The sequence below is a fragment of the Erwinia sp. 1181_3 genome (assembly GCF_052824965.1).
On sequence record NZ_VTDE01000016.1, the window covers coordinates 62,120 to 88,873 of the forward strand.

Here is a 26,754-nt window from a genome sequence, read left to right on the forward strand (position 1 = left end):
TCAGGAGAAATAGCTCAGTAAGGAGTTGATCACCGTTTTCTGATTATTATCAGAAAGGTTATAGAACAGCGGCAAACGAAGCAGGCGATCGCTCTCTGTCTGGGTGAAATGGTCTTCACCGTGGAAACGGCCAAAGCGCTGCCCCGCGGGTGAGCTGTGCAGCGGAATATAGTGGAACACCGCCAGGATTTCGGCCTCTTTCAGCCATGCAATCAGCGCGCTGCGGTCATCATGGTCACGCAGCTTCAGATAAAACATATGGGCATTGTGTTCACAGTCGGCGGGTATGCTAGCCAGCTCAATGCGCCCACGTGCGGCCAACGGCTGCAACGCATCGTGGTAGGTCTGCCACAGGCGCAAACGTTGCTGGTTAATGCGTTCCGCTGCCTCCAGCTGCGCCCAGAGATATGCTGCCTGCAAATCCGCCATCAGGTAGCTGGAGCCGATATCACGCCAGGTGTATTTATCCACCTGGCCGCGGAAAAACTGGCTGCGGTTGGTCCCTTTTTCACGAATGATTTCAGCACGCTCGACCAGGGACGCGTCGTTGACCAGCGTCGCACCGCCTTCACCACCCGCGGTATAGTTTTTAGTTTCGTGGAAGCTAAAGCAGCCGATATGACCGATGCTGCCCAGCGCCCGGCCTTTGTAAGTCGACATCACGCCCTGCGCAGCATCTTCCACCACCCACAGTTGGTGCTTTTTCGCCAGCGCCATAATGGTGTCCATCTCGCAAGCAACGCCCGCGTAATGTACCGGCACAATGGCTTTGGTTTTATCGGTGATCGCGGCTTCTATCAGGCACTCATCGATGTTCATGGTATCCGGACGCACATCGACAAACACAATCGTTGCACCGCGCAGCACGAAGGCGTTGGCCGTAGAGACAAACGTGTAGCTCGGCATGATCACTTCATCACCGGGCTGAATGTCGATCAGGATGGCCGCCATCTCCAGCGATGCGGTGCAGGAGGGGGTCAGCAGGACTTTGCGGCTGCCGAAGCGCTGCTCCATCCACTGTTGGCAGCGACGGGTAAAACCGCCGTCGCCGCAGAGTTTGCCGCTGCCCATTGCCGACTGCATATATTCAAGTTCAGTTCCCACCACCGGTGGCGCATTAAACGGAATCATGGCGTTTCCCTGTATAACCAGTAGGCGGTGCGTTCAATCACGCCACCGCAGCGAAGATAGAGTCGCAGCGCGGCAACATTGCCCAGTTGCGTTGCGACATGAAGCCGTGTCAGTCGGCGCGCGCGGCACCAGTCATTAGCTGCGTTCATCAGCCGCTGGCCAATGCCCAGCCCCTGCGCGGCTGGCACTACAGCCAGCAGGCCAATGCGTGCCGTGCCGTCTTCCAGCTCACGCAGCGACACAAAGCCCTGCATCGCGCCCTGCTCATCCACCGCCAGCAGGCACTGGTGATCAAAGGTGCCGCGTACGGCATTTTCCACCCACTGCGCATAAAAACGCCCGCTGTCGCCCGGCGCATACCAGGGCGCGCGAAAACGGCTGTAGATGAACGCTTCTTCAGCCACCTGCCGCAGCATGGGGATATGCTCAGAGCGGGCAATACGAATGCCCGTCGGGCGTTCAACAGGGGTGATACCCAGCACGCAGTCTGCTTCCCCTTCCACCAGGCGAAACCCCAACGCGCTCAGGGCATCCAGCTCTGAACTCTGTTGAGCCAGTACTTTGACCTGCACCAGCGTATAGCTGTCGAGTTGCGCGCTATCAAGCGGTGTATCACCGTGCAATTCAAGCAGAGCACTGTGACATCCAAAGAAGGCGTTTTCCCACGCCAGGGGTTTAAGCGTCGCTTTCACTAACGCCAGACACCTTTCGTATCAACAATCCATTGCTGGCTGACGGCTGTCGGATCAATGGCTTTAAAATCACGATGGTCCACCAGCATCACCAGCACATCGGCCTGTTGCAGCGCATCGTCCAACGTCATCAGCGTCACGCTGTCCTGCAATTTTGCCGGAAGTTGCTGCACGTTAGGCTCCACCACCAGCGTGGTGCCCTGATGCCAGTCGGCAATCATTTTGGTGACCTGTACCGCCGGGCTTTCCCGCAGATCATCAATATCGGGTTTAAACGCCAGACCAAAGCAGGCGATTTTCAGCTCGCTGGCGCGTTTGTTGTTGCTCATCAGGCAGTCGGCCACCTGGCGCTGAACCTGCTCCAGCACCCAGTGCGGCTTGCTGTCGTTGACTTCACGCGCGGTACGGATCAAACGTGCTTGTACCGGATTCTGTGCCACGATAAACCATGGATCGACCGCAATGCAGTGCCCGCCCACACCCGGTCCAGGTTGCAGAATATTGACACGCGGGTGGCGATTGGCCAGCCGGATCAACTCCCAGACGTTAATACCCTGATCGGCCGCGATCAGTGACAGCTCGTTCGCGAAGGCAATATTGACGTCGCGGAAGCTGTTTTCGGTTAATTTGCACATCTCAGCGGTGCGCGAGTTAGTCACCACGCACTCGCCTTCCAGGAAGATGTTGTACAGCTCGCAGGCGCGCTGTGAACAGCGTGGCGTCATACCACCAATCACACGGTCGTTTTTAAACAGTTCAACCATCACCTGGCCAGGTAACACGCGCTCCGGGCAGTAGGCCACCTGGATATCCGCGTTTTCACCGGCCTGCTGTGGGAACGTCAGATCCGAGCGAGCCGCCGCCAACCATGCCGCCATCTGTTCGGTAGCGCCAACAGGTGAGGTCGATTCCAGGATCACCAGATCACCCTTTTTTAACACCGTGGCAATCGACACGGCCGCCGCCTGCACGTAAGCCATATCCGGCTGGTGCTCGCCTTTAAAGGGTGTCGGCACAGCAATCAGATAAGCATCGGCAGCCTGTGGTTGCATAGCTGCGCGTAACCACCCGCCTTCAACGGCCGTTTTCACCACGCGATCGAGGTCCGGTTCGACAATGTGGATCTCGCCACGGTTGATGGTTTCGACCGCGTGCGCATTGATATCAATGCCGATCACCTGCTTCTGGCGCGAAGCAAAAGCGGCAGCGGTAGGCAGGCCGATGTAACCCAGACCGATCACTGAAATAGTATTGAAACTCATAATGTTATCCGATTATTTTTGAGAGCCTGCACAATGCGCTGGCAGGCCAGCCCGTCACCATACGGGTTATGGGCGAGGCTCATTGCATGCCACGCGTCCTCATCGGTGAGCAGACGGGTCACTTCGCTGACGATCTTCGCGCCGTCTGTGCCCACCAGTTTGACGGTGCCTGCTGCCAGCGCCTCAGGGCGCTCGGTGGCATCACGCATCACCAGCACCGGTTTACCGAGCGATGGCGCTTCTTCCTGAATACCACCGGAATCCGTCAGGATCAGCCAGGCGCGATCCATCAGCCAGACAAAAGGCAGGTACTCCTGCGGTTCAATTAAAATAATATTATCTATACCGCGCAGAATGCGGTTTACCGGCTCGCTGACATTCGGGTTGAGATGCACGGGATAGACAATCTGCGTGTCGGGGTGCAGACGTGCAATTTCAGCCAGCGCGTTACAGATACGCTCAAAGCCGCCACCGAAACTTTCACGACGGTGGCCGGTGACCAGAATCAACTTTTTATCCGCATCCAGGAACGGGTAGCGAGCTGCCAGGCTATTTCTCAGCGCATCGTCACTGAGTACGCGATCACGCACCCAGAACAGCGCATCAATCACGGTGTTGCCCGTCACGAAAATACGGGATGCGGGCAGATTTTCACGCAACAGATTCTGCTGCGAACTGGCGGTCGGGGTGAAGTGGTAGCTGGCAAGATGACCGGTCAGCGTACGGTTCGCTTCTTCTGGCCACGGCGACCAAAGATCACCCGTGCGCAGCCCCGCTTCCACGTGCCCCACCGGAATTCGGTGGTAAAACGCCGCGAGGCTGGCAGCCAGCGTAGTCGTGGTATCGCCGTGAACCAGCACCACATCTGGGGTGAAATCGGCAAATACCGTCTTCAAACCCTCCAGAATACGGCTGGTGATCTCGGTCAAACCCTGGCCTGGTTGCATGATATTAAGATCGTAATCCGGCACGATGGAAAACAGGTGCAATACCTGATCGAGCATTTCCCTATGCTGTGCGGTCACGCATAAGCGCGACTCAATGTCCTCATCCTGCGCCAGCGCATGCACCAGAGGTGCCATTTTTATCGCTTCGGGACGCGTGCCAAAAACCGTTAATACTTTCACCGTGACTCTCTTAATTCGAAATGGTTTAACAGCACTTATTCAGTGCCCTTAACGGCGAGAGCGGCGCACCAGCGCAGTCCCGGCACCCAGTAGCACGCCTACCGTGCCCCACATAATCATCAGTAATACACGGCGTGGGCTGTCACGTTTTACTGGCTCTTCCGGTGTGCGCAGATAACGCCAGGTCTGGAATGATTTTACCAACGTAGGACCGACATTCAGTGTCGCCTGCATAGCCCGGTTTTGATCGTACTCCAGATCGTAGGATGGGCCCGTTGCACGCAGATTTTCCAACCGCGCCTGCAACATTGGCCTGCCCAGCATGAACATTTCAGAGTCCGGTAATTGCTCGGAAGGGGTCTGTGTTTTTGCTTGTTCAAAGCCCTGCTGCTGCGCAATTTTCAGCGCCTGTCCGATGCTGTTGATCTGACGGTCGTAAATGGCTTTGGCAACCGCTTCCTGACGCTTAATCTGCGCCTTTAACTGAATACTGCGCGCAGCCCAGGCAGCGGCGAGTTCTTCATTGAGATGCGTGGTAGCACGGGCATTAGCAAAGGCAACATACTGGCGCAGCAGGGTATTCGCATCTGCTGCTGTTTCCGCGATCAACCTGACGGTATCGTTGATATTTTTCGCATTATCGGCGGGCTGGAACTGGATATTGGCAATCATTTCATCCAGTAAGGCGGCGTCTTCACCGGTCTTGCCGCTTTTACGCTGCTGGTAATAGCTGGACTGTAGCCAGAAGTCACGACGCGTATCCCAGGCAAAAAGCTGCATCATAAACTCCTGATACGCTTCATCCATCACCGTCGGCGGAGCCACGGTCAGGCTGCCAGCACGAATATCCAGATTATTGAGAAACTGCTGCTGGGAATAAAACCCGGACAACATATTCACCGTAGGACGATCCACAATCGCCGTGGTGCTCCACTTCGGCGTCACCAGCAACGAATAGATCCAGGCCAGCAGGGCAAAGAGCACACCACCCGCAATAATCCATAACTTACCGCGCCATAGCGTGCAGCAAAGGCCACGAATATCCAACTCGTTATCTGCAGCGTCAGGATAGGTCATACATCTGTTTCCTTGTCGTCAGGGCATAGGTCAGTCAGTAGGAGATTTGCTGTCATTATTGTTATTTCGCAGACGGCGTTTAAACCGTTTGATCATGCGCGCCACGCGCCACGCGCGTTTAATGCAGTAGCCGTAGAGCATAAAGGCCAGCAGAAACAGAACCAGCATCATCCACTCAGGGACAAATGAAAGGTACTCGCCCAGCACACCAACGATAGCCAGCAGGGCCGCAGCCGCGGTGATCAGGACAAACGCCTGACGCGAAGTAAAACCGGCGCGCATGATCAGATGGTGAATATGTTGGCGATCTGCGGAGAAGGGGCTCATCCCTTTGCTCAGACGGCGATACATAATGGCGACCATATCCATTAATGGAATCGCAATCAGCCAGAGCGCCGTCACTGGCGTGATGGGATGGTTCTGACCCTGGGTCGCTTCTAACAGGATCCAGATAATTGTGAAGCCAATAACCGTGCTGCCAGCATCGCCCATAAAGACTTTATAGCGGCGGCCAAACATTCCCAGATTCAACAGGATGTAGGGCACGATGGCTGCAATCATGATAAAGCACCACATGGCAAGGCTGCTCTGCCCGTCAAACTGGAGGATGACCCCCATCGCCAGGAACGTCACACAGGATAAACCGCCCAGCAGTCCGTCGATGCCGTCCACCATATTGAAGGCGTTGATCGCAGCCCAGACAGCAAACAGCGTCAGCACATAGCCGAACGGCCCTACCACCAGTTCCCATGGGCCAAAGATGTAGCCCAGGCTTAGCAGGTAAAGTTTAGCTTTCATCATCATGACAATGGCGACACCCGCCTGTACCACCGCGCGGAATTTCACACTAATGTCATAACGATCATCAAGCGCCCCCACCAGTACCAGGCACCCGGCACACGCCAGATATAGCACTGAGTGAGGAATGTAGAAATTCGTCAATGCAAAAGCAAAACAGCTGCCTGCAAACACAGAGATACCGCCTACCAGCGGAATAGCCCCCTGGTGACGTTTGCGATAATTGGGCTTGTCCACCAATCCAATTTTGTTAGCCGCTTTACGTGCAAAGAAAAGAAACACCAATGAAAATAAAAAAGTCAGGCCAAGTTCTGTACTCATATTGAGTAAATTCACATTATCCAGCTCTCTGCTAAGAATTGCACAATGTTATAAGCAATATTTGTGCCAATAACATCTCTTCAATTCTGAATTTTATTCACCGGGACAAGCATAATCAATATCCCCATTGATCAGTATCCCGTGCCGTTCTTTAGATTAATTCTCCCAGATCAGGATAGCCTATAGGCCAAAAACAAAAAACGCCACGACTATGCGTGGCGTTACCCGAGTTTTGTACTTAATTTGACGACTGCGGTATGGCCAGACGATCAGTTCGGCGTCTGCCCGCAGCCCAACGACCTGTTATGAACGTTTCATCATGTCGAAGAAATCATCATTGGTTTTCGTCATCGCCAGCTTGTTGATAAGGAATTCCATCGCGTCGATTTCGCCCATTGGGTGAATAATCTTGCGCAGGATCCACATCTTCTGCAGCTCTTCGGACGTGGTAAGCAACTCTTCTTTACGCGTACCGGAGCGATTGTAGTCAATAGCAGGGAACACACGTTTCTCGGCGATTTTACGCGCCAGATGCAGTTCCATGTTACCTGTACCTTTAAACTCTTCGTAGATCACTTCATCCATCTTCGAACCGGTATCAACCAGTGCGGTGGCGATGATGGTCAGGCTTCCGCCCTCTTCCACATTACGCGCAGCACCGAAGAAACGCTTCGGACGATGCAGGGCGTTGGCATCCACACCACCGGTCAGTACCTTGCCGGAAGCAGGAACCACGGTGTTGTAGGCACGCGCCAGACGGGTGATGGAGTCCAGCAAGATGATCACGTCTTTCTTGTGCTCAACCAGACGCTTGGCCTTTTCGATCACCATCTCAGCAACCTGAACGTGACGGGATGCAGGTTCATCGAAGGTTGAAGCGATAACTTCACCTTTAACCAGACGCTGCATCTCGGTCACTTCTTCCGGACGCTCGTCAATCAGCAACACCATCAGCACGCAGTCTGGGTGGTTGTAAGCAATGCTCTGCGCGATGTTCTGCAGCAGCATAGTTTTACCGGCTTTCGGAGGAGCCACGATCAGACCACGCTGACCACGACCGATCGGCGAAGCCAAATCCAGTACGCGAGCGGTCAAATCTTCGGTAGAACCGTTGCCACGTTCCATACGCAGACGAGAATTGGCATGCAGCGGCGTTAAGTTTTCAAACAGGATTTTATTACGGGCATTTTCCGGTTTGTCGTAGTTAACTTCATTAACTTTCAGCAGTGCAAAGTAACGTTCACCTTCTTTTGGCGGGCGAATCTTGCCAGAGATGGAGTCACCTGTGCGGAGGTTGAAGCGGCGGATTTGGCTGGGGGAAACGTAGATATCATCGGGACCGGCGAGGTAGGAGCTGTCTCCTGAGCGGAGGAAACCAAATCCATCCTGCAATATCTCGAGTACGCCGTCGCCGAAGATGTCTTCGCCACTTTTCGCGTGTTGCTTAAGGATGGCGAAGATAATGTCCTGTTTGCGCAAGCGCGCCAGGTTTTCCAGCCCCATATTTTCGCCGAGGGTAATCAGGTCAGAAACCGGCGTATTTTTTAATTCGGTAAGATTCATAATGGTGGGTTCTTAAACTCGGGGTAAAACATGAACTGTTTGTCGTGAATGGTATGGCGAAAGATCCATGCCTGTTTAATTGGTTCTTGGTTCCGAAGTCCACTCGATGATCACGTGCAGGAAAACGCAAATCTGAGACGAGGAGACGGTGAGGACAAGAAGCCGGAAATCAGTTGATACTAACCGTCAGATTGCTGAACGTCTGTAAGACTTTTGATGAATACTGTGTTCAACAAGGAGTAATTCTAAAGATTCAAACTACAAGGCAAGTGCGTAGTGCAGTAGATTTAACTTAGCATGCTTAATGCCGGGCGTCTAGCGGTCAGCGAAAAATTCAAACCGCAAGGCGCCGGCACGGCATGATTAGCCCAGGTTCGCGTTCAGGAACTCTTTGAGCTGGCCTTTAGACAGTGCGCCGACTTTCGTCGCGGCCACTTCGCCATTCTTAAACAACAGCAGGGTTGGGATGCCACGGATACCGTACTTAGGTGCGGTAGCAGGGTTTTCATCAATATTCAGTTTAGCAACGGTGAGCTTGCCATCAAACTCTTCGGCCACTTCGTCAAGAATAGGGGCAATCATTTTGCAAGGACCACACCATTCTGCCCAGAAGTCAACCAGCGTCAAACCTTCTGCTTTCAGAACGTCGGTTTCAAAGCTGTCATCGGTCAGGTGAACAATTTTATCGCTCATGTTTACTCCAGGAGATTATCTTTACCATGATGTTGCATTAAGCAGCATAAGGCTGAGTTTATTGTACTGCTTTTATTTCACCGGATAAGCTTTCGTAAAGCAATAGTAAGCTGATATTCTACCACACTATGAGCAAAACACACTTAACCGAACAGAAGTTTTCCGACTTCGCCCTGCACCCTCAGGTTATTGAAGCCCTTGAAACTAAAGGGTTTCATAATTGCACGCCTATCCAGGCGCTGGCATTACCGTTTACGCTCTCCGGGCGTGATGTAGCAGGTCAGGCGCAAACCGGTACCGGCAAAACGATGGCGTTTCTGACGTCAACGTTCCATCATCTTCTTTCTCACCCCGCACCGGAAGGTCGCCAGGTTAACCAACCGCGGGCGCTGATTCTGGCACCAACGCGCGAACTGGCGGTGCAGATTCATGCGGATGCAGAGCCTCTGGCGCAGGTAACCGGACTGAAGCTTGGTCTGGCTTACGGTGGCGATGGCTATGATAAGCAACTTAAAGTGCTCGAAAGCGGTGTCGATGTGTTAATCGCCACCACGGGTCGTTTAATCGATTACGCTAAACAGAATCACGTGAATTTAGGCGCCATCCAGGTGGTGGTACTCGACGAAGCTGACCGTATGTTCGACCTCGGCTTCATTAAAGATATCCGCTGGCTGTTCCGCCGCATGCCTGCCGCCAACCAGCGTCTGAATATGCTGTTCTCCGCAACATTGTCCTTCCGCGTGCGTGAGCTGGCGTTTGAGAACATGAACAACGCGGAATACGTTGAAGTCGAACCGGAGCAGAAAACCGGGCACCGTATTAAAGAAGAGCTGTTCTACCCTTCCAATGAAGAAAAAATGCGTCTGCTGCAAACGCTGCTGGAAGAAGAGTGGCCCGATCGCGCCATCATTTTCGCCAATACCAAGCACCGCTGTGAAGATGTCTGGGGCCACCTGGCTGCAGATGGTCACCGTGTTGGTTTGTTAACCGGCGATGTGGCACAGAAAAAACGCCTGCGTATCCTGGATGATTTCACCAAGGGTGATGTCGATATCCTCGTCGCGACGGATGTCGCTGCACGCGGCTTGCATATTCCTGCAGTGACCCACGTATTTAACTACGATTTGCCAGACGACTGCGAAGACTACGTTCACCGCATTGGTCGTACAGGTCGTGCAGGCGCCAATGGTCACTCTATCAGCCTCGCCTGTGAAGAGTACGCGCTGAACCTGCCAGGTATTGAAGAATACATCGGTCACAGCATTGCGGTCAGTCGCTATAACAGCGATGCGCTGATGAGCGAATTGCCACCACCAAAACGCTTAACACGTAACCGTTCTGGTAATGGCCCGCGCCGTGGTGGAAATAACAACCGCCGCAGTAGCGCACCGCGTAACCCTAACCGCAAACGTTCAGGTTAAGCCGCCATGCTGAGTGCATCATCACTCTATGCTGCGATCGATTTAGGATCGAACAGCTTTCATATGTTGGTGGTGCGCGAAGTGGCTGGCAGTATCCAGACCATTGCCCGCATCAAGCGCAAGGTGCGTCTTGCTGCTGGTCTCGATGCCGATAATCATCTTTCAGATGAGGCAATGGAACGAGGCTGGCAGTGTCTGCGGTTGTTTTCCGAGCAACTGCAGGACATCCCTCCCGAACAAATCCGCGTTGTGGCGACAGCCACGCTGCGTATTGCTGCCAATGCCGGTAGTTTCCTGGTCAAAGCCCAGGAAATCCTCGGTTGTCCGATCAATGTCATTAGCGGTGAAGATGAAGCACGCCTGATTTATCAAGGTGTTGCGCATACTACGGGTGGGTCGGACAAACGACTGGTCGTCGACATCGGTGGCGGCAGTACCGAGCTGGTCACCGGCAGAGGTTCACAGACGACGACGCTGTTTAGTCTGTCGATGGGCTGTGTCACCTGGCTTGAACGTTATTTTGCCGATCGTCATCTGGGTAAAGCGAATTTCGAACAGGCGGAACAAGCGGCGCGAGCCATGATCCGTCCGGTGGCTGATGCTTTACGCGAACAGGGCTGGCAGGTCTGCGTGGGCGCGTCCGGCACTGTACAAGCCCTGCAAGAAATTATGATGGCTCAGGGCATGGATGAGCGCATCACGCTCAGTAAACTTGAGCAACTGAAACAGCGCGCTATTCAGTGCGGCAAGCTGGAAGAGCTGGAGATTGAAGGGCTGACTCTTGAGCGCGCGTTAGTGTTCCCCAGCGGCCTGTCTATTCTGATTGCTATCTTTACCGAGCTGAATATCAACAGCATGACGCTGGCCGGTGGCGCGCTGCGCGAAGGTCTGGTGTATGGCATGCTGCATCTGCCAGTGGATCGTGATATCCGTAACCGCACGCTGCACAATATCCAGCGCCGTTTTGCGATTGACCCTGAGCAGGCAGAGCGTGTCCGCCAGCTGGCAGACAGTTTTGCCCGTCAGGTCAGCCAGGTGTGGAAGTTGGACGACCGCAGCCGGGAACTGCTGGAAAGTGCCTGTCTGATCCACGAGATTGGTCTGAGCGTCGATTTCCGTCAGGCACCACAGCATGCGGCTTATCTGGTGCGCCACCTTGATTTACCGGGCTTTACGCCAGCGCAGAAAAAACTACTGGCGACATTGCTGCAAAATCAGGTGAACGGTATCGATCTGGCGCTGTTAAGTCAGCAAAATGCCGTACCGCCACGTGTTGCCGAACGGATGTGCCGTCTGCTGCGATTAGCGATTATTTTCGCCAGCCGCAGGCGCGATGACATGCTGCCCGCCGTCCGTTTACTGGCGGATGATGATAATCTGACGTTGACGTTGCCGACAGGTTGGCTGGAAGCGCATCCTCTGCGTGCAGAGCTGCTGGAGCAGGAGGCACACTGGCAAAGCTATGTGCACTGGTCATTAGTCATCGTTTGAAATCTGCTGCGCCCGGTGTGATGCTGCGTTAATCCGGGTGCTATTTCTTTGCTTTTGCCAACTGCGCGCGGAGATTCGCCAGGTGGCTCTGGCCTTTCTGCATGCGCTCTTCCGCACTGACCACTTTACGCTCGCTTTCCCACTGTAAGTCATCCTGCGGCAACTCCAGCAGGAAACGACTGACTTCCGGGCGCACCAGCTCACCATACTGACGGCGTTCGCGGCACAGCGTAAAGGTCAGTTCTTTCTGCGCGCGCGTGATCCCTACATAAGCCAGACGGCGCTCCTCTTCGACGTTGTTCTCGTCAATACTGCTCTGATGCGGTAACAACCCTTCTTCCATACCCACCAGGAAAACGTAAGGGAACTCCAGGCCTTTAGAAGCGTGCAGCGTCATCAACTGGACCTGATCGGAATCTTCATCGCTTTCGCCACGTTCCATCATGTCACGCAGGGTGAAGCGCGTCACCACCTGGGTCAGCGTCATCGCTTCGTCAATATCACTGCCTTCCAGCATTTCCGTCATCCACTGGAACAAGGTATTGACGTTTTTCATGCGCATTTCAGCGGCTTTGGGGCTGGGCGACGTTTCAAACAGCCAGCTCTCGTAATCAATACCCCGGATCAAATCACGAACCGCCGCTACAGGTTCACGTTCGGCCAGCCGGGCAATCTCCTGCAACCAGTGAGTAAAGCGCTGTAACGATTCCAGCCCGCGGCCGCTCAGCGTCTGCTCCAGACCCATATCAAAACTGGCGCTGAACAAGCTCTTGTTACGCTGCATGGCCCAGTCGCCCAGCTTTTGCAGGGTGGCTGAACCAATTTCGCGCCGTGGCGTGTTCACAATACGCATAAACGCACTGTCATCGTCAGCATTGGTCAGCACGCGTAGGTAGGCGAGCAGATCTTTGATCTCCGGGCGTGAGAAGAATGAGGTACCACCAGAGATACGATACGGGATGCGGTTTTGCATCAGCATCTTTTCGAACACCCGCGACTGATGGTTACCACGATAGAGAATGGCGTAATCTTTGTAGCCGGTTTTGTTGATGAAGTGATGGGCAATCAACTCCCCGGTCACGCGTTCTGCTTCATGATCCTCATGGTTAGCCGTGATCACTTTTAGCTCGGCGCCATACCCCAGCTCAGAGAACAGGCGCTTTTCAAACACATGTGGGTTATTGGCGATCAGGATATTCGCGGCTTTCAGGATGCGTTCGGAAGAGCGGTAGTTCTGCTCCAGTTTAATCACCTGTAGCGCCGGGAAATCCTCCTGCAGCAGCACCAGGTTTTGTGGCCGTGCCCCGCGCCAGGAGTAGATTGACTGATCGTCGTCCCCTACCACGGTGAAGCGTGCCCGGTTACCCACTAACAGTTTAACCAGCTCATACTGACTGGTGTTGGTATCCTGATATTCATCCACCAGCAAATAGCGTATGCGTTGCTGCCAGCGCTCGCGAACCTCCAGATTACGCTGGAACAACAGCGTGGGCAGCAGGATCAGATCGTCGAAGTCCAGCACGTTGCACGATTTAAGGTGTCTGTCATACAGCGCATAGCAATGTGCAAAGAGCTTATCGCGTTCGGACAGCGCCCCCGCTGCCGCACGCGAGGGATCCATCAGATCGTTTTTCCAGTTCGAGATCGTTGAGACCAGCTGTTGCAGCAGGGTTTTATCATTTTCCAGCCACTCTTCCGTCAGATCTTTGAGTAATGCCAGCTGGTCCTGATCGTCAAACAGCGAAAATTTGGCTTTCATGCCCAGCGCAGCATATTCGCGCTTGATAATCTCCAGACCCAGGGTATGGAAGGTCGAAATCATCAGTCCGCGTGCTTCTTTACGGCCAAGGGTTTGTGCCACACGCTCTTTCATCTCACGCGACGCTTTATTGGTAAACGTCACTGCGGCGATATGGCGTGCCTGATAGCCACACTCGCGGATCAGATGGGCAATTTTGTTGGTGATCACGCGTGTTTTACCCGAACCGGCACCAGCCAGTACCAGACAAGGCCCGGTAACAAATTCGACGGCGTGTTGCTGACCAGGATTAAGACGCATAGATAAGTCACTCAATGAAATTGCAGAGGGAAGAAAATAACAGCGTGGTAGTATAGCCAGCCAAATCCCTATGACTCAAGGTAACATCATGGCAAAAATGGCAGCAGCACTGCACATTCTGGTAAAAGAAGAGAAACTGGCTCAGGATCTGTTAGCCCAGCTGGCAGAAGGTGCCGATTTTGAGAAGCTGGCAAAGAAACACTCGACCTGTCCGTCAGGTAAGAAAGGGGGCCATTTAGGCGAGTTCAAACAAGGTGCAATGGTGCCGGCGTTCGATAAAGTGGTGTTCTCCTGCCCACTGATCGAGCCACAGGGCCCGTTGCATACCCAGTTCGGTTACCACATCATTAAGGTGTTGTACCGTAACTAATGAAAAAAGCGCCGTCAGGCGCTTTTTTTTCGGGCAGATCGTCGATCCGCCCCTGGAGGTACTGCGCGTCATTAACCTGCGACAGCGATACGCTTCATATCGGTCATGTAGCCACGCAGTTTACGGCCTACCGTTTCGATGTCGTGGTTGCGGATGGCTTCGTTCACATCACGCAGCTGCGCATTATCAACGGTGGTCGCAGTGTTCACTGCTTTACCCAGATCGCCTGCCTGCAGAGTGGTCATGAACTCCTTCAGCAGCGGTACTGCTGCGTAAGAGAACAGGTAGTTACCGTATTCTGCGGTATCAGAGATAACCACGTTCATTTCATACAGACGCTTACGTGCGATGGTGTTCGCAATCAGCGGCAGCTCGTGCAGTGATTCGTAGTAAGCAGACTCTTCGATGATGCCAGCAGCCACCATGGTTTCGAATGCCAGCTCAACGCCCGCTTTCACCATGGCAATCATCACAACGCCCTGGTCGAAGTAATCCTGCTCGGCAATTTTACCTTCAAACTGTGCAGCGGTTTCGAAGGCGGTTTTACCGGTCTCTTCACGCCAGCCCAGCAGGTTTTTGTCGTCGTTCGCCCAGTCAGCCATCATGCCGGAAGAGAACTCACCGGAGATGATGTCATCCATGTGCTTCTGGAACAGCGGTGCCATGATGGTTTTCAGCTGTTCAGACAGTGCGAAAGCACGCAGTTTTGCCGGGTTAGACAGGCGATCCATCATCAGAGTGATACCACCCTGCTTCAGTGCTTCAGTGATGGTTTCCCAGCCGAACTGAATCAGTTTTTCTGCATAAGGTGCATCGGTGCCTTCAGCGACCAGTTTGTCGAAGCACAGCAGTGAACCAGCCTGCAACATACCACACAGGATAGTCTGCTCACCCATCAGGTCAGATTTCACTTCCGCAACAAAGGAAGACTCCAGCACACCCGCACGGTGGCCACCGGTCGCTGCTGCCCAGGCTTTAGCAATCGCCATGCCTTCGCCTTTCGGGTCATTTTCCGGGTGAACTGCGATCAGCGTCGGTACGCCGAAACCACGTTTGTACTCTTCACGGACTTCAGTACCCGGACATTTCGGCGCTACCATCACAACGGTGATGTCTTTACGTACCTGCTCACCCACTTCAACGATGTTGAAGCCATGAGAGTAGCCCAGTGCAGCACCGTCTTTCATCAGCGGCTGAACAGCCTGAACAACAGAAGTGTGCTGTTTGTCCGGCGTCAGGTTAACCACCAGGTCTGCCTGCGGGATCAGTTCTTCGTAAGTACCCACTTTGAAGCCGTTTTCGGTCGCTTTACGCCATGAAGCACGTTTCTCAGCAATCGCTTCAGCACGCAGAGCATAGGCAATATCCAGGCCAGAGTCGCGCATGTTCAAACCCTGGTTCAGGCCCTGAGCACCACAACCAACGATGACGACTTTTTTGCCTTTCAGGTAGCTGGCTTCATCAGCGAATTCTTCGCGAGCCATAAAGCGGCATTTACCTAATTGCGCCAGCTGGTTGCGCAGGTTCAAAGTGTTGAAATAGTTAGCCATGGGGTACTCCGTATGAGGTTGTGTTCGCATTATTGTTTGTTGTCGGGGTAGGTTATTTCCTTACCCTCAATAGACCTTATCATATGACAGGAAATGCGTTGCTGAAATTGATATATTAACAACGTGACATTGCATATTTTGCAACATAAGAATGAGGCCTGACTCTGATGGATTTGCGTGACCTGAAATTGTTTCTACATCTGGCTGAAAGCCGCCATTTCGGGCGCAGTGCGCGGGCGATGCATGTCAGTCCTTCCACGCTCTCACGCCAAATCCAGCGATTGGAAGAAGACCTTGGCCAGACGTTATTCTTGCGTGATAACCGCACTGTCACCCTGACCGATGCCGGAGAGCGCCTGCGTCAGTTTGCCCAGCAGACGCTGCTACAGTACCAGCAGATGCGGCACGCGATGGGCCAGAACGGCCCGTCACTCAGCGGTGAGATGAAAATGTTCTGCTCGGTGACGGCCGCTTACAGCCATCTGCCACCCATTCTCGATCGCTTTCGTGCCGAGCATCCGCTGGTCGAAATCAAACTCACCACGGGCGATGCTGCCGACGCGGTGGAAAAAGTGCAGTCTAACGAAGTGGATATTGCCATCGCCGGACGGCCGGAAACGCTGCCCACCAGCATCGGTTTTACCCCGCTGGGGTTAATCCCGCTGGTGTTAATCGCCCCGGCACTGCCCTGTCCGGTACGGGCTCAGGCGACGCAACCGCAACCCGACTGGGCGCAAATTCCGTTTATTCTCCCCGCTCAGGGCCCTTCGCGGCGGCGTATTGATCTCTGGTTCCGTCATCGTCATATCGCCAATCCTCAGATTTATGCGACGGTGTCCGGTCATGAAGCGATTGTGTCAATGGTCGCGCTGGGCTGTGGTATTGCCCTGCTGCCGGATGTGGTGCTGGAGAACAGCCCGGAACCGATACGCAATCGTATTCTGGAACTGGAAGATGTGGAGATGGTGGCGCCGTTTGAGTTAGGCGTTTGCGTACAAAAAAAGCGGCTCAGTGAGCCGCTTATTGATGCTTTCTGGAAATTGCTTTAACCGGCCAGGAAGAAACGGAAAGCCGGGTTATGCGTTTCGTCGTGGAAATCATAACCCAGTGCCGCCAGATGCTCTTCAAACTTCGGTTCACTGTCGCTCAGTTCAAACGCCGCCAGCACGCGGCCATAGTCCGTGCCGTGGCTGCGATAATGGAACAGCGAGATATTCCAGTGGGTACCCAGTGTTTGCAGGAAACGAAGCAGCGCACCGGGTGCCTCCGGGAATTCAAAGCTGAACAGCTTTTCACGTAATGGCTTTGACGGACGCCCGCCCACCATATAACGCACGTGCAGCTTCGCCATTTCGTCATCGGAGAGATCCACCACCTTGTAACCCCCTTCTGACAACAGCGTCAGAATCTCCTCACGCTCGGATAATCCGCGCGTCAGTCGTACACCGACGAAAATACAGGCATCGTCTGCGTTGGCGTAACGGTAGTTGAATTCGGTGACCGAGCGGCCACCCAGCAGCTGACAGAAACGCAGGAAACTGCCCTGTTGCTCTGGGATCGTCACCGCCAGCAGTGCTTCGCGTTGTTCCCCCAGTTCACAGCGCTCTGATACATAACGCAAACCGTGGAAATTAACGTTTGCACCGGACAGCACATGCGCCAGGCGTTCACCCTGGATCTGGTGCTGCTGGATGTACTTCTTCATGCCGGCCAGCGCCAGTGCGCCCGAAGGCTCCGCCACAGCACGCACATCGTCAAACAGGTCTTTCATCGCGGCACAGATCGCATCACTGTCGACGGTAATGATGTCGTCAAGATACTCCTGGCAAAGACGGAAGGTTTCGCTGCCGATCCGCTTCACCGCCACCCCTTCGGCAAACAGCCCGACGCGTGGCAGATCGACCGGATGCCCGGCATCCAGCGCGGCTTTCAGACAGGCTGAATCGGCCGCTTCCACCGCAATCACTTTGATCTGCGGCATCAGTTGTTTGATCAACACCGCAACACCTGCCGCCAGCCCGCCGCCGCCCACCGGCACGAACACACGATCCAGATGCGCATCTTGTTGCAGCAGTTCCATCGCCAGCGTGCCTTGCCCGGCGATCACCATCGGATGGTCGAACGGTGGCACGAAGGTGTAACCCTGCTGCTCAGACAGCTCAATGGCTTTGGCTTTGGCCTCGTCAAAGTTGGCCCCAAACAGATAAACCTCACCGCCAAACGCCCGCACAGCATCCACTTTGATATCGGCCGTTGCCACTGGCATCACAATCAGAGACTTAATCCCCAGCTTGCTGGATGACAGCGCCACACCCTGCGCGTGGTTGCCGGCAGATGCTGTAATCACACCACAGGCTTTCTGCTCTGCGTTCAGCCCGGCGATCATCGCATAGGCGCCGCGCAGCTTGAAACTGTGGACCGGCTGGCGATCTTCGCGTTTCACCAGAATCGTATTACCGAGACGCGCGGAGATCTTTTCCATCTTCTGCAACGGGGTCACCTGTGCAGCTTCGTACACCGGCGCACGCAGCACGGCCCGCAGATACTCTGCGCCCGTGGGCTGGTCGGATAGCGGTTGAGATTCAGCCATGTTGGTTAGCCTCCCAGCTTACTCTTGTCACGGACGGCACCTTTATCGGCGCTGGTTGCCAGAGTGGCATAAGCGCGCAGTGCGAAGGAAACCTGACGCTCACGGCCGTGTGGCGTATAGGCCTGATCGCCACGTGCATCCTCTTCCAGACGACGGGCAGCCAGTTCATTCTCTGGTACCGCCAGTTGGATGCCACGATTCGGGATATCAATGTCGATGATATCGCCATCTTTGACCAGCGCGATGGTCCCGCCGCTGGCCGCTTCCGGTGAGGCATGACCGATTGAGAGACCGGAGGTACCGCCAGAGAAACGCCCATCGGTGATCAACGCACAGGCTTTACCGAGACCCATGGATTTCAGATAGGTGGTTGGGTAGAGCATTTCCTGCATACCCGGCCCCCCTTTTGGTCCTTCGTAGCGGATCACCACAACGTCACCAGCAACCACTTTGCCGCCAAGAATGGCAGAAACAGCATCATCCTGGCTTTCATACACTTTTGCCGGACCACTGAACACCAGGCTGCCTTCATCCACACCGGCTGTTTTCACAATACAGCCGTTTTCAGCAATGTTGCCATACAGTACGGCCAGACCACCGTCCTGACTGAAGGCGAACTCGCGTGAACGAATACAGCCTTCCTGGCGATCGTCATCTAACGTGTCCCAGCGAGTGTCCTGCGAGAACGCCTGCGTGGTACGAATACCTGCCGGGCCAGCGCGGAACATCTTTTTCACGGCTTCATCTTTGGTCAGCATGATGTCGTACTGATCCAGTGTTTCACGCAGGCTCAGTCCGAGGATATTACGTACGCTGTTGTCCAGCAGTCCGGCACGGTCCAGTTCGCCAAGGATGCCCAGTACGCCACCGGCACGGTGTACGTCTTCCATATGGTATTTTTGGGTACTTGGTGCCACTTTGCACAGGTGTGGAACCAGGCGGGAAAGACGGTCAATGTCAGAGATATCGAAATCGATTTCGCCTTCCTGTGCGGCAGCCAGCAGATGCAGAACGGTGTTGGTTGAGCCGCCCATAGCAATATCCAGCGTGATGGCGTTTTCGAACGCCGCTTTGCTGGCAATACTGCGTGGCAGTGCGGTTTCATCATCCTGCTCGTAGTAACGCTTGGTCAGCGCAACAATACGACGGCCCGCATTCAGGAACAGCTCTTTACGGTCAGCGTGCGTTGCCAGCAGCGAGCCGTTGCCCGGTTGTGACAGACCCAGCGCTTCGGTCAGGCAGTTCATCGAGTTGGCGGTGAACATACCGGAACAGGAGCCGCAGGTCGGACAGGCAGAACGTTCAATCTGGTCGCTCTCCGCATCGCTGACGTTCGGGTTAGCGCCCTGAATCATCGCATCGACGAGATCGAGTTTAATAATTTTGTCGGACAGTTTGGTCTTACCGGCTTCCATCGGACCGCCGGAGACGAAGATCACCGGAATGTTCAGGCGCAGTGACGCCATCAACATTCCCGGGGTGATTTTGTCACAGTTGGAAATACAGACCATGGCGTCAGCGCAGTGCGCATTGACCATGTACTCCACGGAGTCCGCAATCAACTCACGTGACGGCAGAGAATAGAGCATCCCGCCGTGGCCCATGGCGATACCATCATCCACCGCAATGGTATTGAACTCTTTCGCCACGCCGCCAGAGGCTTCGATCTCTTCAGCAACCAGTTTCCCCAAATCGCGCAGATGAACGTGACCCGGCACGAACTGCGTGAAGGAGTTAACCACCGCAATGATCGGCTTACCGAAATCATCATCGGTCATTCCTGTGGCGCGCCACAGGGCACGGGCACCGGCCATATTACGGCCGTGGGTGGTGGTGGCGGAACGATACTTAGGCATGCTCTTTACTCCAGAAATCAGATAGTGCGCGGGCATCAAATGATGCCCGCGAAAAGTATTTTTTGTTATGGGTTAACCGGATCCAACCAGCCCCATTTGTCTTCCGTTTCGCCAGTGAACAGACCAAAGAATGCAGACTGAATACGCTCGGTCACCGGGCCACGCTTGCCTTCGCCAACCTGAATACCGTCGACGCTGCGTACAGGGGTGATTTCCGCTGCTGTGCCTGACATGAACACTTCGTCAGCCAGATACAGAGATTCACGAGACAGTACCTGCTCACGAACTTCAATACCCATATCCTGCGCCAGTTTGATGATGGCGTCACGAGTAATCCCTGGCAGAGCGGAAGAGGTGAACGGCGGCGTGAACAGGATGCCGTCTTTGACTTCAAACAGGTTCTCACCTGCACCTTCAGAGATGTAGCCCTGAGTATCCAGCGCGATGCCTTCCTGGTAACCGTGGCGGCGTGCTTCGCTACCGACCAGCAGAGAAGAAAGGTAGTTACCACCGGCTTTCGCTGCGGTTGGCAGCGTGTTTGGCGCTACACGGTTCCATGAAGACACCATGGCATCAATACCCTGCTCCAGCGCTTCAGCACCCAGGTAGGCGCCCCATGGGAAGGCTGCGATGATCACATCCGTTTCGTAGCCGTCCGGCGGGTTAACACCCAGACCGACGTCACCCACGAAGACTAATGGACGAATATAGGCGCTTTTCAGGTTGTTCTTGCGCAGTGTGGCGCGGCAGGCTTCCATCAACTCATCAACACTCAGGCTGACCGGGAAACGGTAGATTTTTGCAGAATCGCGCAGGCGCTGCATATGTTCACGATGGCGGAAGACTACTGGTCCTTTATGCGAGTCATAGCAACGTACGCCTTCAAACACTGAAGTGCCGTAGTGCAGTGCATGGGACATCACGCTGACCTTTGCGTCTTCCCATTTTACCATCTCGCCGTTGAACCAGATAAAGTCTGCTTTCTTCGTCATTCTTGTTTCCTTGCGCGCTTATGCGCGGATTTGTTGTGTTGTTTGTTGTTGGATCTGAACGCATGCAACGTCCATCAATTTACTTAACTGCGTTGACAGTAAATCGACAGAGCGCTGGCTGGCAACGGTCATCTCAATATTAATATTGTCAGTATTGACCAGCGACGCCATGTTCATTGAGCACACCTGGAAGCCACGGTGACGAACGACGCGCAAAATGCGTTCCAGTATTTCCGGGCGAAAGCGTGCTTCTATAGACAATTGATGCTGTTTCATGAAGTCTTCTCCATCATATTTTCGTTGCTGGCGCCCGGTGGTACCAGAGGCCAAACGTTCTCATGCTCATCAATCGCGACGTGGAGCATGTATGGCCCTTCACTGTGCAGCAAAGCGTCTAATGCGGCGTCGACCTGATCTTTACGGGTAATGCGCTGGCCAGGAATGCCAAATGCACTGGCCAGGATGAGAAAATCGGGGTTATCTGAAAGATTCGTTTCGCTGTAACGCTCTTCGAAGAACAACTGCTGCCACTGGCGTACCATCCCCAGGCGCTGGTTATCCATCAAAACGATTTTTACCGGCAGCTGTTTACGCTTAACGGTGCCCAGTTCCTGGACATTCATCATAAAGGAGCCATCGCCCGAGACGCAGATGACCGTGTCATCTGGACGGGCAACCTGCGCACCCACGGCTGCGGGCAGGCCGAAGCCCATCGTGCCCAGACCGCTGGAGGTGATGAAATTCTCCGGACGGTTAAAACTCATATGCTGTGCAGCCCACATCTGGTGCTGGCCCACATCGGTAGTCACTACCGCACTTTGCGGTTTACGATCTGATAACTGTTTTAAAAACAGCGGAGCAAAAATCGCCTCGCCGGGATGATCATAGCGCCAGCCATGATCGGCTTTCAGCGCTTTCACTTCATCACGCCATGCGCTGATGGATACTGGCTGATACAAATCAGGCAACAGCTTATTAAGATCGCCCTGTAAGCCAACATGTGCACGGCGCAGTTTATGCAGCTCGGCAGGGTCAATATCCAGATGGATCACACTGGCATGCGGCGCGAAGGTGTCGAGTTTTCCGGTGACGCGGTCATCAAAGCGCGCCCCGACAGCGATCAGCAGGTCACACTGCTGCACAGCCAGGTTGGCCGCTTTGGTACCGTGCATGCCCAGCATACCCAGGTAGCATTCGTCATCAGCATCCGGTGTGCCCAGACCTTTCAACGTTGCGACAGTGGGAATTCCCGTTTCTTTCGCAAAAGCACGCAACGCATGTACAGCATCAGCCATACCCACGCCACCGCCCACATACAGAATCGGCTTCTTCGCCAGCGCCAGCAGATTACGCGCCTGCTGTAATTCCGCGTGAGGATGTGCCATTTCCTGTTCAACTGGCAGCAGATGGGCGGCCAGATCGCCGCTCGCTAACTGGATATCCTTAGGAATATCAACCAGTACTGGGCCAGGCCGACCTGATTTCGCAATGGCAAAAGCTTCGGCCATCACCACCGGCAGTTCATCAAGGGATTCAACGAGGAAGCTGTGTTTGGTGCAGGCCAGCGACAGGCCGAGAACATCAATTTCCTGGAAAGCATCCGTCCCCATCACGGCAGAAGAGACCTGCCCGGTAATGGCGACGATAGGAACAGAGTCCAGCATGGCATCTGCCAGCCCGGTGATCAGATTGGTGGCACCCGGCCCGGAAGTGGCGATACAGACGCCGACTTTACCGGTTGCACGAGCAAAGCCGATAGCGGCCATCGCTGCACCCTGCTCGTGGCGGCACAGTAGGTGTTCGACACCGCCGTCATAGAGCGCGTCATAGACCGGCATGATTGCACCACCCGGGTAGCCGAAAACTGTTTCGACTCCCTGTGCACGCAAAGCTTGAACCACCCACTGAGCACCATTCATAGTTATTCCCCCGCCTCTCGCTGGGAACAACAGCATTTTATGCTACTGTTCATATTCTGTTCCTCTGTCGTTGATACCTTGCCAAAAAAAAACCCCCGGACCTTTCGGTGCGGGGGTTCTTTCGAAATCAGGCTTGATTTTTAAGCCTTTCTTTCTCCGAGCGTAGCCCCGCACGGCGTGATAATAATCACGACGACGCTAATGACGACTAGGCTAATGACTCGTAGAAGGGCTTTCATTTGAATTCTTTTAGTTCGCTTGTTCGAAGTAATGCCTACAGAGTTATCACAGTTATTAGCATTAATTCAACTTTTTTCATCACTTTATTTTATGACGGCCGACGCAAATCCAGAAAAAACTATTGTTATTCAGTTAATAAGGAAAAATTGAATTTTTTTCATCACTCACGGCGCGTGACTGCTTTATTTCCACATAGTGAGAATGTGCGTGGCAGATCGCACGAAGATGTCTTCCGCTGTCGACCTGATGAAATTCATTACGGCGCAGCATACAAATTCCTGATGTCATCCTCGTCAGAGGCAAATCGACAGTGCACAGTAGCGAATACAAGGAGTGTCTATGTCGCTATCTGTTGCCAATACCCGTGCCGCATTGGGCATTCAGGCGCCGCTGGTGTCTGTTGAAGTTCACCTGAGTAATGGCCTGCCCGCTTTGTCACTGGTTGGTCTGCCCGAAACGACAGTTAAAGAAGCCCGGGACCGGGTGCGCAGCGCCATCATTAACAGCGGTTTCACCTTTCCTGCAAAACGCATTACCGTCAATCTTGCCCCCGCCGATCTCCCGAAAGAAGGCGGCAGGTATGACTTGCCTATCGCTATAGCCATCCTGGCAGCTTCAGAGCAGATTCCTGCGGCGAAACTTGCCGGGTATGAGTTCCTCGGTGAGTTAGCCCTCAACGGCGCGCTACGTGGCGTACAGGGCTCAATTCCTGCAGCCGTTGCGGCACTCAATGCAGGAAGGCAACTCATCCTCTCAGCGGATAACCAAAATGATGTTGGCCTTATCCAGCACGGGAAAAGTTTAATCGCCAGCCATCTTCTTGAGGTCTGTGCTTTCCTGCATGGCAGAACGCAGCTTGAAGAAGCCCAGAGCAACGACCTGGTCTGTCTGTCGCACGTTACAGGGGATTTAAACGAGATTATCGGCCAGCAGCAGGCCAAGCGCGCACTGGAGGTAACAGCAGCCGGTGGGCACAACCTGCTCTTAATTGGCCCACCCGGCACGGGGAAGACGATGCTCGCCTCACGGTTGAACGGTCTGATGCCGCCTCTAAGCGATCGTGAGGCCCTGGAGAGTGCCAGCGTAGCCAGTCTGCTAGGCAGTGGCGATCTGCACCGTCAGTGGCGCCAGAGGCCATTCCGTTCCCCTCATCACAGTTCATCTCTGTATGCTCTTGTCGGCGGTGGTTCACTGCCTAAGCCAGGTGAGATTTCCCTTGCCCACAACGGCATACTGTTTCTTGATGAGCTTCCGGAGTTTGAACGCCGCGCATTGGATGCACTGCGTGAACCGCTTGAATCAGGGGAGATCAGTATTTCGCGGGCACGTGCCAAAATCACCTATCCGGCACGCTTTCAGCTGATCGCCGCAATGAACCCCAGCCCAACCGGGCATTATAGCGGCCCACATAATCGAAGTTCACCCCAGCAGACATTACGTTATCTCAGCCGTCTGTCTGGCCCTTTTCTCGATCGTTTTGATCTCTCTCTTGAAGTGCCGTTACTACCACCAGGGATGTTGAGTACACAACAGGGTAATGGAGAGTCCAGTCAGCAGGTGCGTGAACGTGTGCTGGCCGCACGGGAACGCCAGATCAATCGCTGCGGCAAAGTGAATGCGGTAATGAACAACAACGATATCAAGGCATGCTGTACACTTACGCCTGAGGATGCTCAATGGCTGGAGCAAGTGCTGAACCAACTGGGGCTGTCAGTGCGGGCATGGCAACGTTTGCTGAAGGTGGCACGTACGATTGCCGATCTGGCAGGGGAGAACGAGGTTAGCAGGGAGCATTTAACGGAAGCCGTTAGTTACCGAGGGATCGACCGCCTGCTGATTCATCTGCATAACAGCCTGCAGTAGGGAAATGAAAAAGGGGCCGAAGCCCCTTTTTCTTAATCGTCACTATCCGTGTAGTCTTCAACGCCTTCCATCTGCGGTTTACCGCCGGACAGGGTATGGAAACGTTTAGGACGTTTAATTCGGGTCATATATTTTGACCAGACTTTTTCTGCCTCGGTTTGCGGCTCACGCACGCCCCGGCACACCTCAATGAACAGACGCTCTTCTTCCGTACCTGGCTCACGTTTTGCCAGGTCCAGTTCGTTGAAAGCGTAACCATAACGCTCAAGAAGTTGGGCTTCTTTGATGGTGAAATCACCGTGACGGGAGAACCCGCGAGGGTAATGTTTGTTATCAAAAAAACGATTCGTTGTTGCGAAGCTTTCCGCCATTTTACACGCTCCTAACTCATTTATGGCCGTGCTATTTATGGCGCGGAGTATTAGATAGGCTTGACAGAGTGTAAAACAAAACATTTAAATCATAACGACAAATGTTTTTTAGGAGATGGATGTGGATACGGAATTACTGAAAACCTTTCTTGAAGTGAGCAGAACTCGCCACTTTGGACGTGCCGCAGAAGCACTCTATCTCACGCAATCTGCTGTAAGTTTTCGCATCAGACAGCTTGAAAATCAGCTGGGAGTGAACCTTTTTACCCGCCATCGTAATAACATCAGACTGACGTCTGCAGGGGAGCGTTTGCTGCCCTATGCAGAGAGCCTGATGAGCACATGGCTGATGGCTAAGAAAGAGGTAGCGCACACTCAGCAACATCACGAGCTGTCGATCGGGGCCAGTGCTTCTCTGTGGGAGGCTTATCTGACACCCTGGCTGCAAACGCTGTATGAGAACCGTGAGAGCTTACATCTGGAAGCGCGTGTTGCGCAGCGTCATTTGCTGGTTAAACAGCTACATGAGAGACAACTTGACCTGCTTATTACGACCGAAGCCCCCAAAATGGATGAGCTGACCAGTCAGCAAATTGGCCATATTTCACTGACTCTTTTCCGGTCAAAAAAATCCGAGAAAAAGGAGAAATATGATTACATTAAGTTGGAATGGGGTGCTGATTTTCATCAACATGAAAGTTATCTTGCCGGCGCTGATGATGTTCCGGTACTAACAACAACCTCAGCACATTTGGCCAGGCAACTGCTGCATACCACTGGGGCCTGTGCATTTTTACCGGATGTGTGGGGGAAAGAGTACAGCGATCTGCTAGTCATCCCTGATACCGCTGTCGCATCCAGACCGCTGTATGCGGTATGGCTACAAAACAGCGATCAGCAGGCATATATCCGACAACTCATTAAGTCTCCGGTCAATATAAGAGCATAAAGCGTATAAATAACCATCGAATCGGACCAGCTTGCTGGTCCTTTTTTATGCTTTTAAGATGATTACAGGGGTAACATGGCAGGAATTTTAGACAAAAAAAATCCTTTGCCGAAGCAAAGGATTGTTTTTATTTGGCAGGGGCGGAGAGATTCGAACTCGCGACACCCGGTTTTGGAGACCGGTGCTCTACCAACTGAGCTACGCCCCTAAATTATGCTTAACATTATGCCTGCTAAATTTAGCAGGCATAATTTTTAATAATTGGCGGAACGGACGGGGCTCGAACCCGCGACCCCCTGCGTGACAGGCAGGTATTCTAACCAACTGAACTACCGCTCCACCGGTCCTTACACTCACATCAGAAAACGTCTGATACAAGTTTGTTCCTGTTATTTTCCTTGTCAGGGGAAAAGGAACTA

The 26,754-nt window shown here is 53.7% G+C and carries 23 protein-coding genes and 2 tRNA genes; 6 read left to right on the forward strand and 19 right to left on the reverse strand.

Annotation, left to right across the window (positions count from 1 at the left end):
* The 8 genes from rffA to trxA form a co-directional block, all read right to left on the reverse strand.
* Complete coding sequence (rffA, locus tag FY046_RS22830; RefSeq protein WP_133846865.1) at positions 1–1,131, reverse strand: dTDP-4-amino-4,6-dideoxygalactose transaminase; 1,131 nt, start codon at positions 1,129–1,131, stop codon at positions 1–3.
* The gene (gene rffC, locus FY046_RS22835) at positions 1,128–1,823 is read right to left on the reverse strand and encodes a dTDP-4-amino-4,6-dideoxy-D-galactose acyltransferase (RefSeq protein WP_159338530.1); all 696 of its coding nucleotides are present in this window, start codon (positions 1,821–1,823) and stop codon (positions 1,128–1,130) included. The genes rffA and rffC overlap by 4 nt, the downstream gene beginning before the upstream one ends.
* Positions 1,823–3,085: a UDP-N-acetyl-D-mannosamine dehydrogenase gene (gene wecC, locus FY046_RS22840; RefSeq protein WP_133846867.1), complete on the reverse strand. Its 1,263-nt coding sequence runs from the start codon at positions 3,083–3,085 to the stop codon at positions 1,823–1,825. The genes rffC and wecC overlap by 1 nt, the downstream gene beginning before the upstream one ends.
* Complete coding sequence (gene wecB, locus FY046_RS22845; protein WP_446186514.1) at positions 3,082–4,212, reverse strand: non-hydrolyzing UDP-N-acetylglucosamine 2-epimerase; 1,131 nt, start codon at positions 4,210–4,212, stop codon at positions 3,082–3,084. The genes wecC and wecB overlap by 4 nt, the downstream gene beginning before the upstream one ends.
* A 48-nt stretch (positions 4,213–4,260) precedes the next feature.
* The gene (wzzE, locus tag FY046_RS22850) at positions 4,261–5,289 is read right to left on the reverse strand and encodes an ECA polysaccharide chain length modulation protein (protein ID WP_133846869.1); all 1,029 of its coding nucleotides are present in this window, start codon (positions 5,287–5,289) and stop codon (positions 4,261–4,263) included.
* 30 nt (positions 5,290–5,319) lie between these two features.
* Positions 5,320–6,423: a UDP-N-acetylglucosamine--undecaprenyl-phosphate N-acetylglucosaminephosphotransferase gene (gene wecA / locus FY046_RS22855; RefSeq protein ID WP_133846870.1), complete on the reverse strand. Its 1,104-nt coding sequence runs from the start codon at positions 6,421–6,423 to the stop codon at positions 5,320–5,322.
* Positions 6,424–6,711: 288 nt separating this feature from the next.
* Positions 6,712–7,971 carry a transcription termination factor Rho gene (gene rho / locus FY046_RS22860; protein ID WP_056234711.1) on the reverse strand — a complete coding sequence of 420 codons (1,260 nt, stop codon included), beginning with the start codon at positions 7,969–7,971 and terminating at the stop codon, positions 6,712–6,714.
* 363 nt (positions 7,972–8,334) lie between these two features.
* Positions 8,335–8,664, reverse strand: a complete 330-nt coding sequence (trxA, locus tag FY046_RS22865) for a thioredoxin TrxA (protein ID WP_133846871.1) — start codon at positions 8,662–8,664, stop codon at positions 8,335–8,337.
* Positions 8,665–8,792: 128 nt separating this feature from the next.
* Between trxA and rhlB the strand changes: the two genes are divergently transcribed.
* Both rhlB and gppA read left to right on the forward strand, forming a co-directional pair.
* Positions 8,793–10,085: an ATP-dependent RNA helicase RhlB gene (rhlB, locus tag FY046_RS22870; RefSeq protein WP_133846872.1), complete on the forward strand. Its 1,293-nt coding sequence runs from the start codon at positions 8,793–8,795 to the stop codon at positions 10,083–10,085.
* Between the two features lie 6 nt (positions 10,086–10,091).
* Complete coding sequence (gene gppA / locus FY046_RS22875) at positions 10,092–11,576, forward strand: guanosine-5'-triphosphate,3'-diphosphate diphosphatase (protein WP_133846873.1); 1,485 nt, start codon at positions 10,092–10,094, stop codon at positions 11,574–11,576.
* Positions 11,577–11,616: 40 nt separating this feature from the next.
* On the opposite strand, the gene rep is transcribed toward gppA, so the two are convergent.
* On the reverse strand, positions 11,617–13,635 hold the full coding sequence (gene rep, locus FY046_RS22880; protein WP_133846874.1) for a DNA helicase Rep: 2,019 nt from the start codon (positions 13,633–13,635) through the stop codon (positions 11,617–11,619).
* Positions 13,636–13,723: 88 nt separating this feature from the next.
* On the opposite strand from rep, the gene ppiC reads away from it, so the two are divergent.
* The gene (ppiC, locus tag FY046_RS22885; protein ID WP_133846875.1) at positions 13,724–14,005 is read left to right on the forward strand and encodes a peptidylprolyl isomerase PpiC; all 282 of its coding nucleotides are present in this window, start codon (positions 13,724–13,726) and stop codon (positions 14,003–14,005) included.
* Between the two features lie 71 nt (positions 14,006–14,076).
* On the opposite strand, the gene ilvC is transcribed toward ppiC, so the two are convergent.
* The gene (gene ilvC, locus FY046_RS22890) at positions 14,077–15,555 is read right to left on the reverse strand and encodes a ketol-acid reductoisomerase (RefSeq protein WP_133846876.1); all 1,479 of its coding nucleotides are present in this window, start codon (positions 15,553–15,555) and stop codon (positions 14,077–14,079) included.
* A 167-nt stretch (positions 15,556–15,722) separates the two neighbouring features.
* Between ilvC and ilvY the strand changes: the two genes are divergently transcribed.
* Positions 15,723–16,604 carry an HTH-type transcriptional activator IlvY gene (gene ilvY / locus FY046_RS22895; protein ID WP_133846877.1) on the forward strand — a complete coding sequence of 294 codons (882 nt, stop codon included), beginning with the start codon at positions 15,723–15,725 and terminating at the stop codon, positions 16,602–16,604.
* Here the strand turns inward: ilvY and ilvA are convergent.
* The 6 genes from ilvA to ilvL all read right to left on the reverse strand — a co-directional run bounded on the left by ilvA (position 16,601) and on the right by ilvL (position 23,151).
* The gene (gene ilvA / locus FY046_RS22900) at positions 16,601–18,145 is read right to left on the reverse strand and encodes a threonine ammonia-lyase, biosynthetic (RefSeq protein WP_133846878.1); all 1,545 of its coding nucleotides are present in this window, start codon (positions 18,143–18,145) and stop codon (positions 16,601–16,603) included. The two genes, ilvY and ilvA, sit on opposite strands and share 4 nt — an antisense overlap.
* 5 nt (positions 18,146–18,150) lie before the next feature.
* Entirely contained in the window at positions 18,151–20,001 is a 1,851-nt protein-coding gene (gene ilvD, locus FY046_RS22905; RefSeq protein WP_133846879.1) for a dihydroxy-acid dehydratase, read from the reverse strand.
* A gap of 65 nt (positions 20,002–20,066) precedes the next feature.
* Positions 20,067–20,993, reverse strand: a complete 927-nt coding sequence (locus FY046_RS22910) for a branched-chain amino acid transaminase (RefSeq protein ID WP_133846880.1) — start codon at positions 20,991–20,993, stop codon at positions 20,067–20,069.
* 18 nt (positions 20,994–21,011) lie between these two features.
* Positions 21,012–21,269: an acetolactate synthase 2 small subunit gene (gene ilvM / locus FY046_RS22915; RefSeq protein WP_133846881.1), complete on the reverse strand. Its 258-nt coding sequence runs from the start codon at positions 21,267–21,269 to the stop codon at positions 21,012–21,014.
* Positions 21,266–22,912: an acetolactate synthase 2 catalytic subunit gene (gene ilvG / locus FY046_RS22920; RefSeq protein ID WP_159338528.1), complete on the reverse strand. Its 1,647-nt coding sequence runs from the start codon at positions 22,910–22,912 to the stop codon at positions 21,266–21,268. Before ilvG ends, ilvM begins: the two co-directional genes overlap by 4 nt.
* Before the next feature lie 140 nt (positions 22,913–23,052).
* Entirely contained in the window at positions 23,053–23,151 is a 99-nt protein-coding gene (gene ilvL / locus FY046_RS22925) for an ilv operon leader peptide (RefSeq protein ID WP_105595116.1), read from the reverse strand.
* A gap of 340 nt (positions 23,152–23,491) precedes the next feature.
* Between ilvL and FY046_RS22930 the strand changes: the two genes are divergently transcribed.
* On the forward strand, positions 23,492–25,015 hold the full coding sequence (locus tag FY046_RS22930; protein ID WP_167864774.1) for a YifB family Mg chelatase-like AAA ATPase: 1,524 nt from the start codon (positions 23,492–23,494) through the stop codon (positions 25,013–25,015).
* Positions 25,016–25,047: 32 nt separating this feature from the next.
* Here the strand turns inward: FY046_RS22930 and FY046_RS22935 are convergent, their stop codons facing one another.
* Positions 25,048–25,386, reverse strand: a complete 339-nt coding sequence (locus FY046_RS22935; RefSeq protein ID WP_062749119.1) for a DUF413 domain-containing protein — start codon at positions 25,384–25,386, stop codon at positions 25,048–25,050.
* A gap of 121 nt (positions 25,387–25,507) precedes the next feature.
* On the opposite strand from FY046_RS22935, the gene hdfR reads away from it, so the two are divergent.
* Positions 25,508–26,335, forward strand: coding sequence for an HTH-type transcriptional regulator HdfR (gene hdfR / locus FY046_RS22940; protein WP_133846884.1), 828 nt, complete (start codon positions 25,508–25,510; stop codon positions 26,333–26,335).
* 132 nt (positions 26,336–26,467) lie between these two features.
* On the opposite strand, the gene FY046_RS22945 is transcribed toward hdfR, so the two are convergent.
* A tRNA-Trp gene (locus tag FY046_RS22945) sits at positions 26,468–26,543 on the reverse strand.
* A gap of 54 nt (positions 26,544–26,597) precedes the next feature.
* Positions 26,598–26,674, reverse strand: a tRNA-Asp gene (locus FY046_RS22950).
* Between the last annotated feature and the right edge of the window lie 80 nt (positions 26,675–26,754).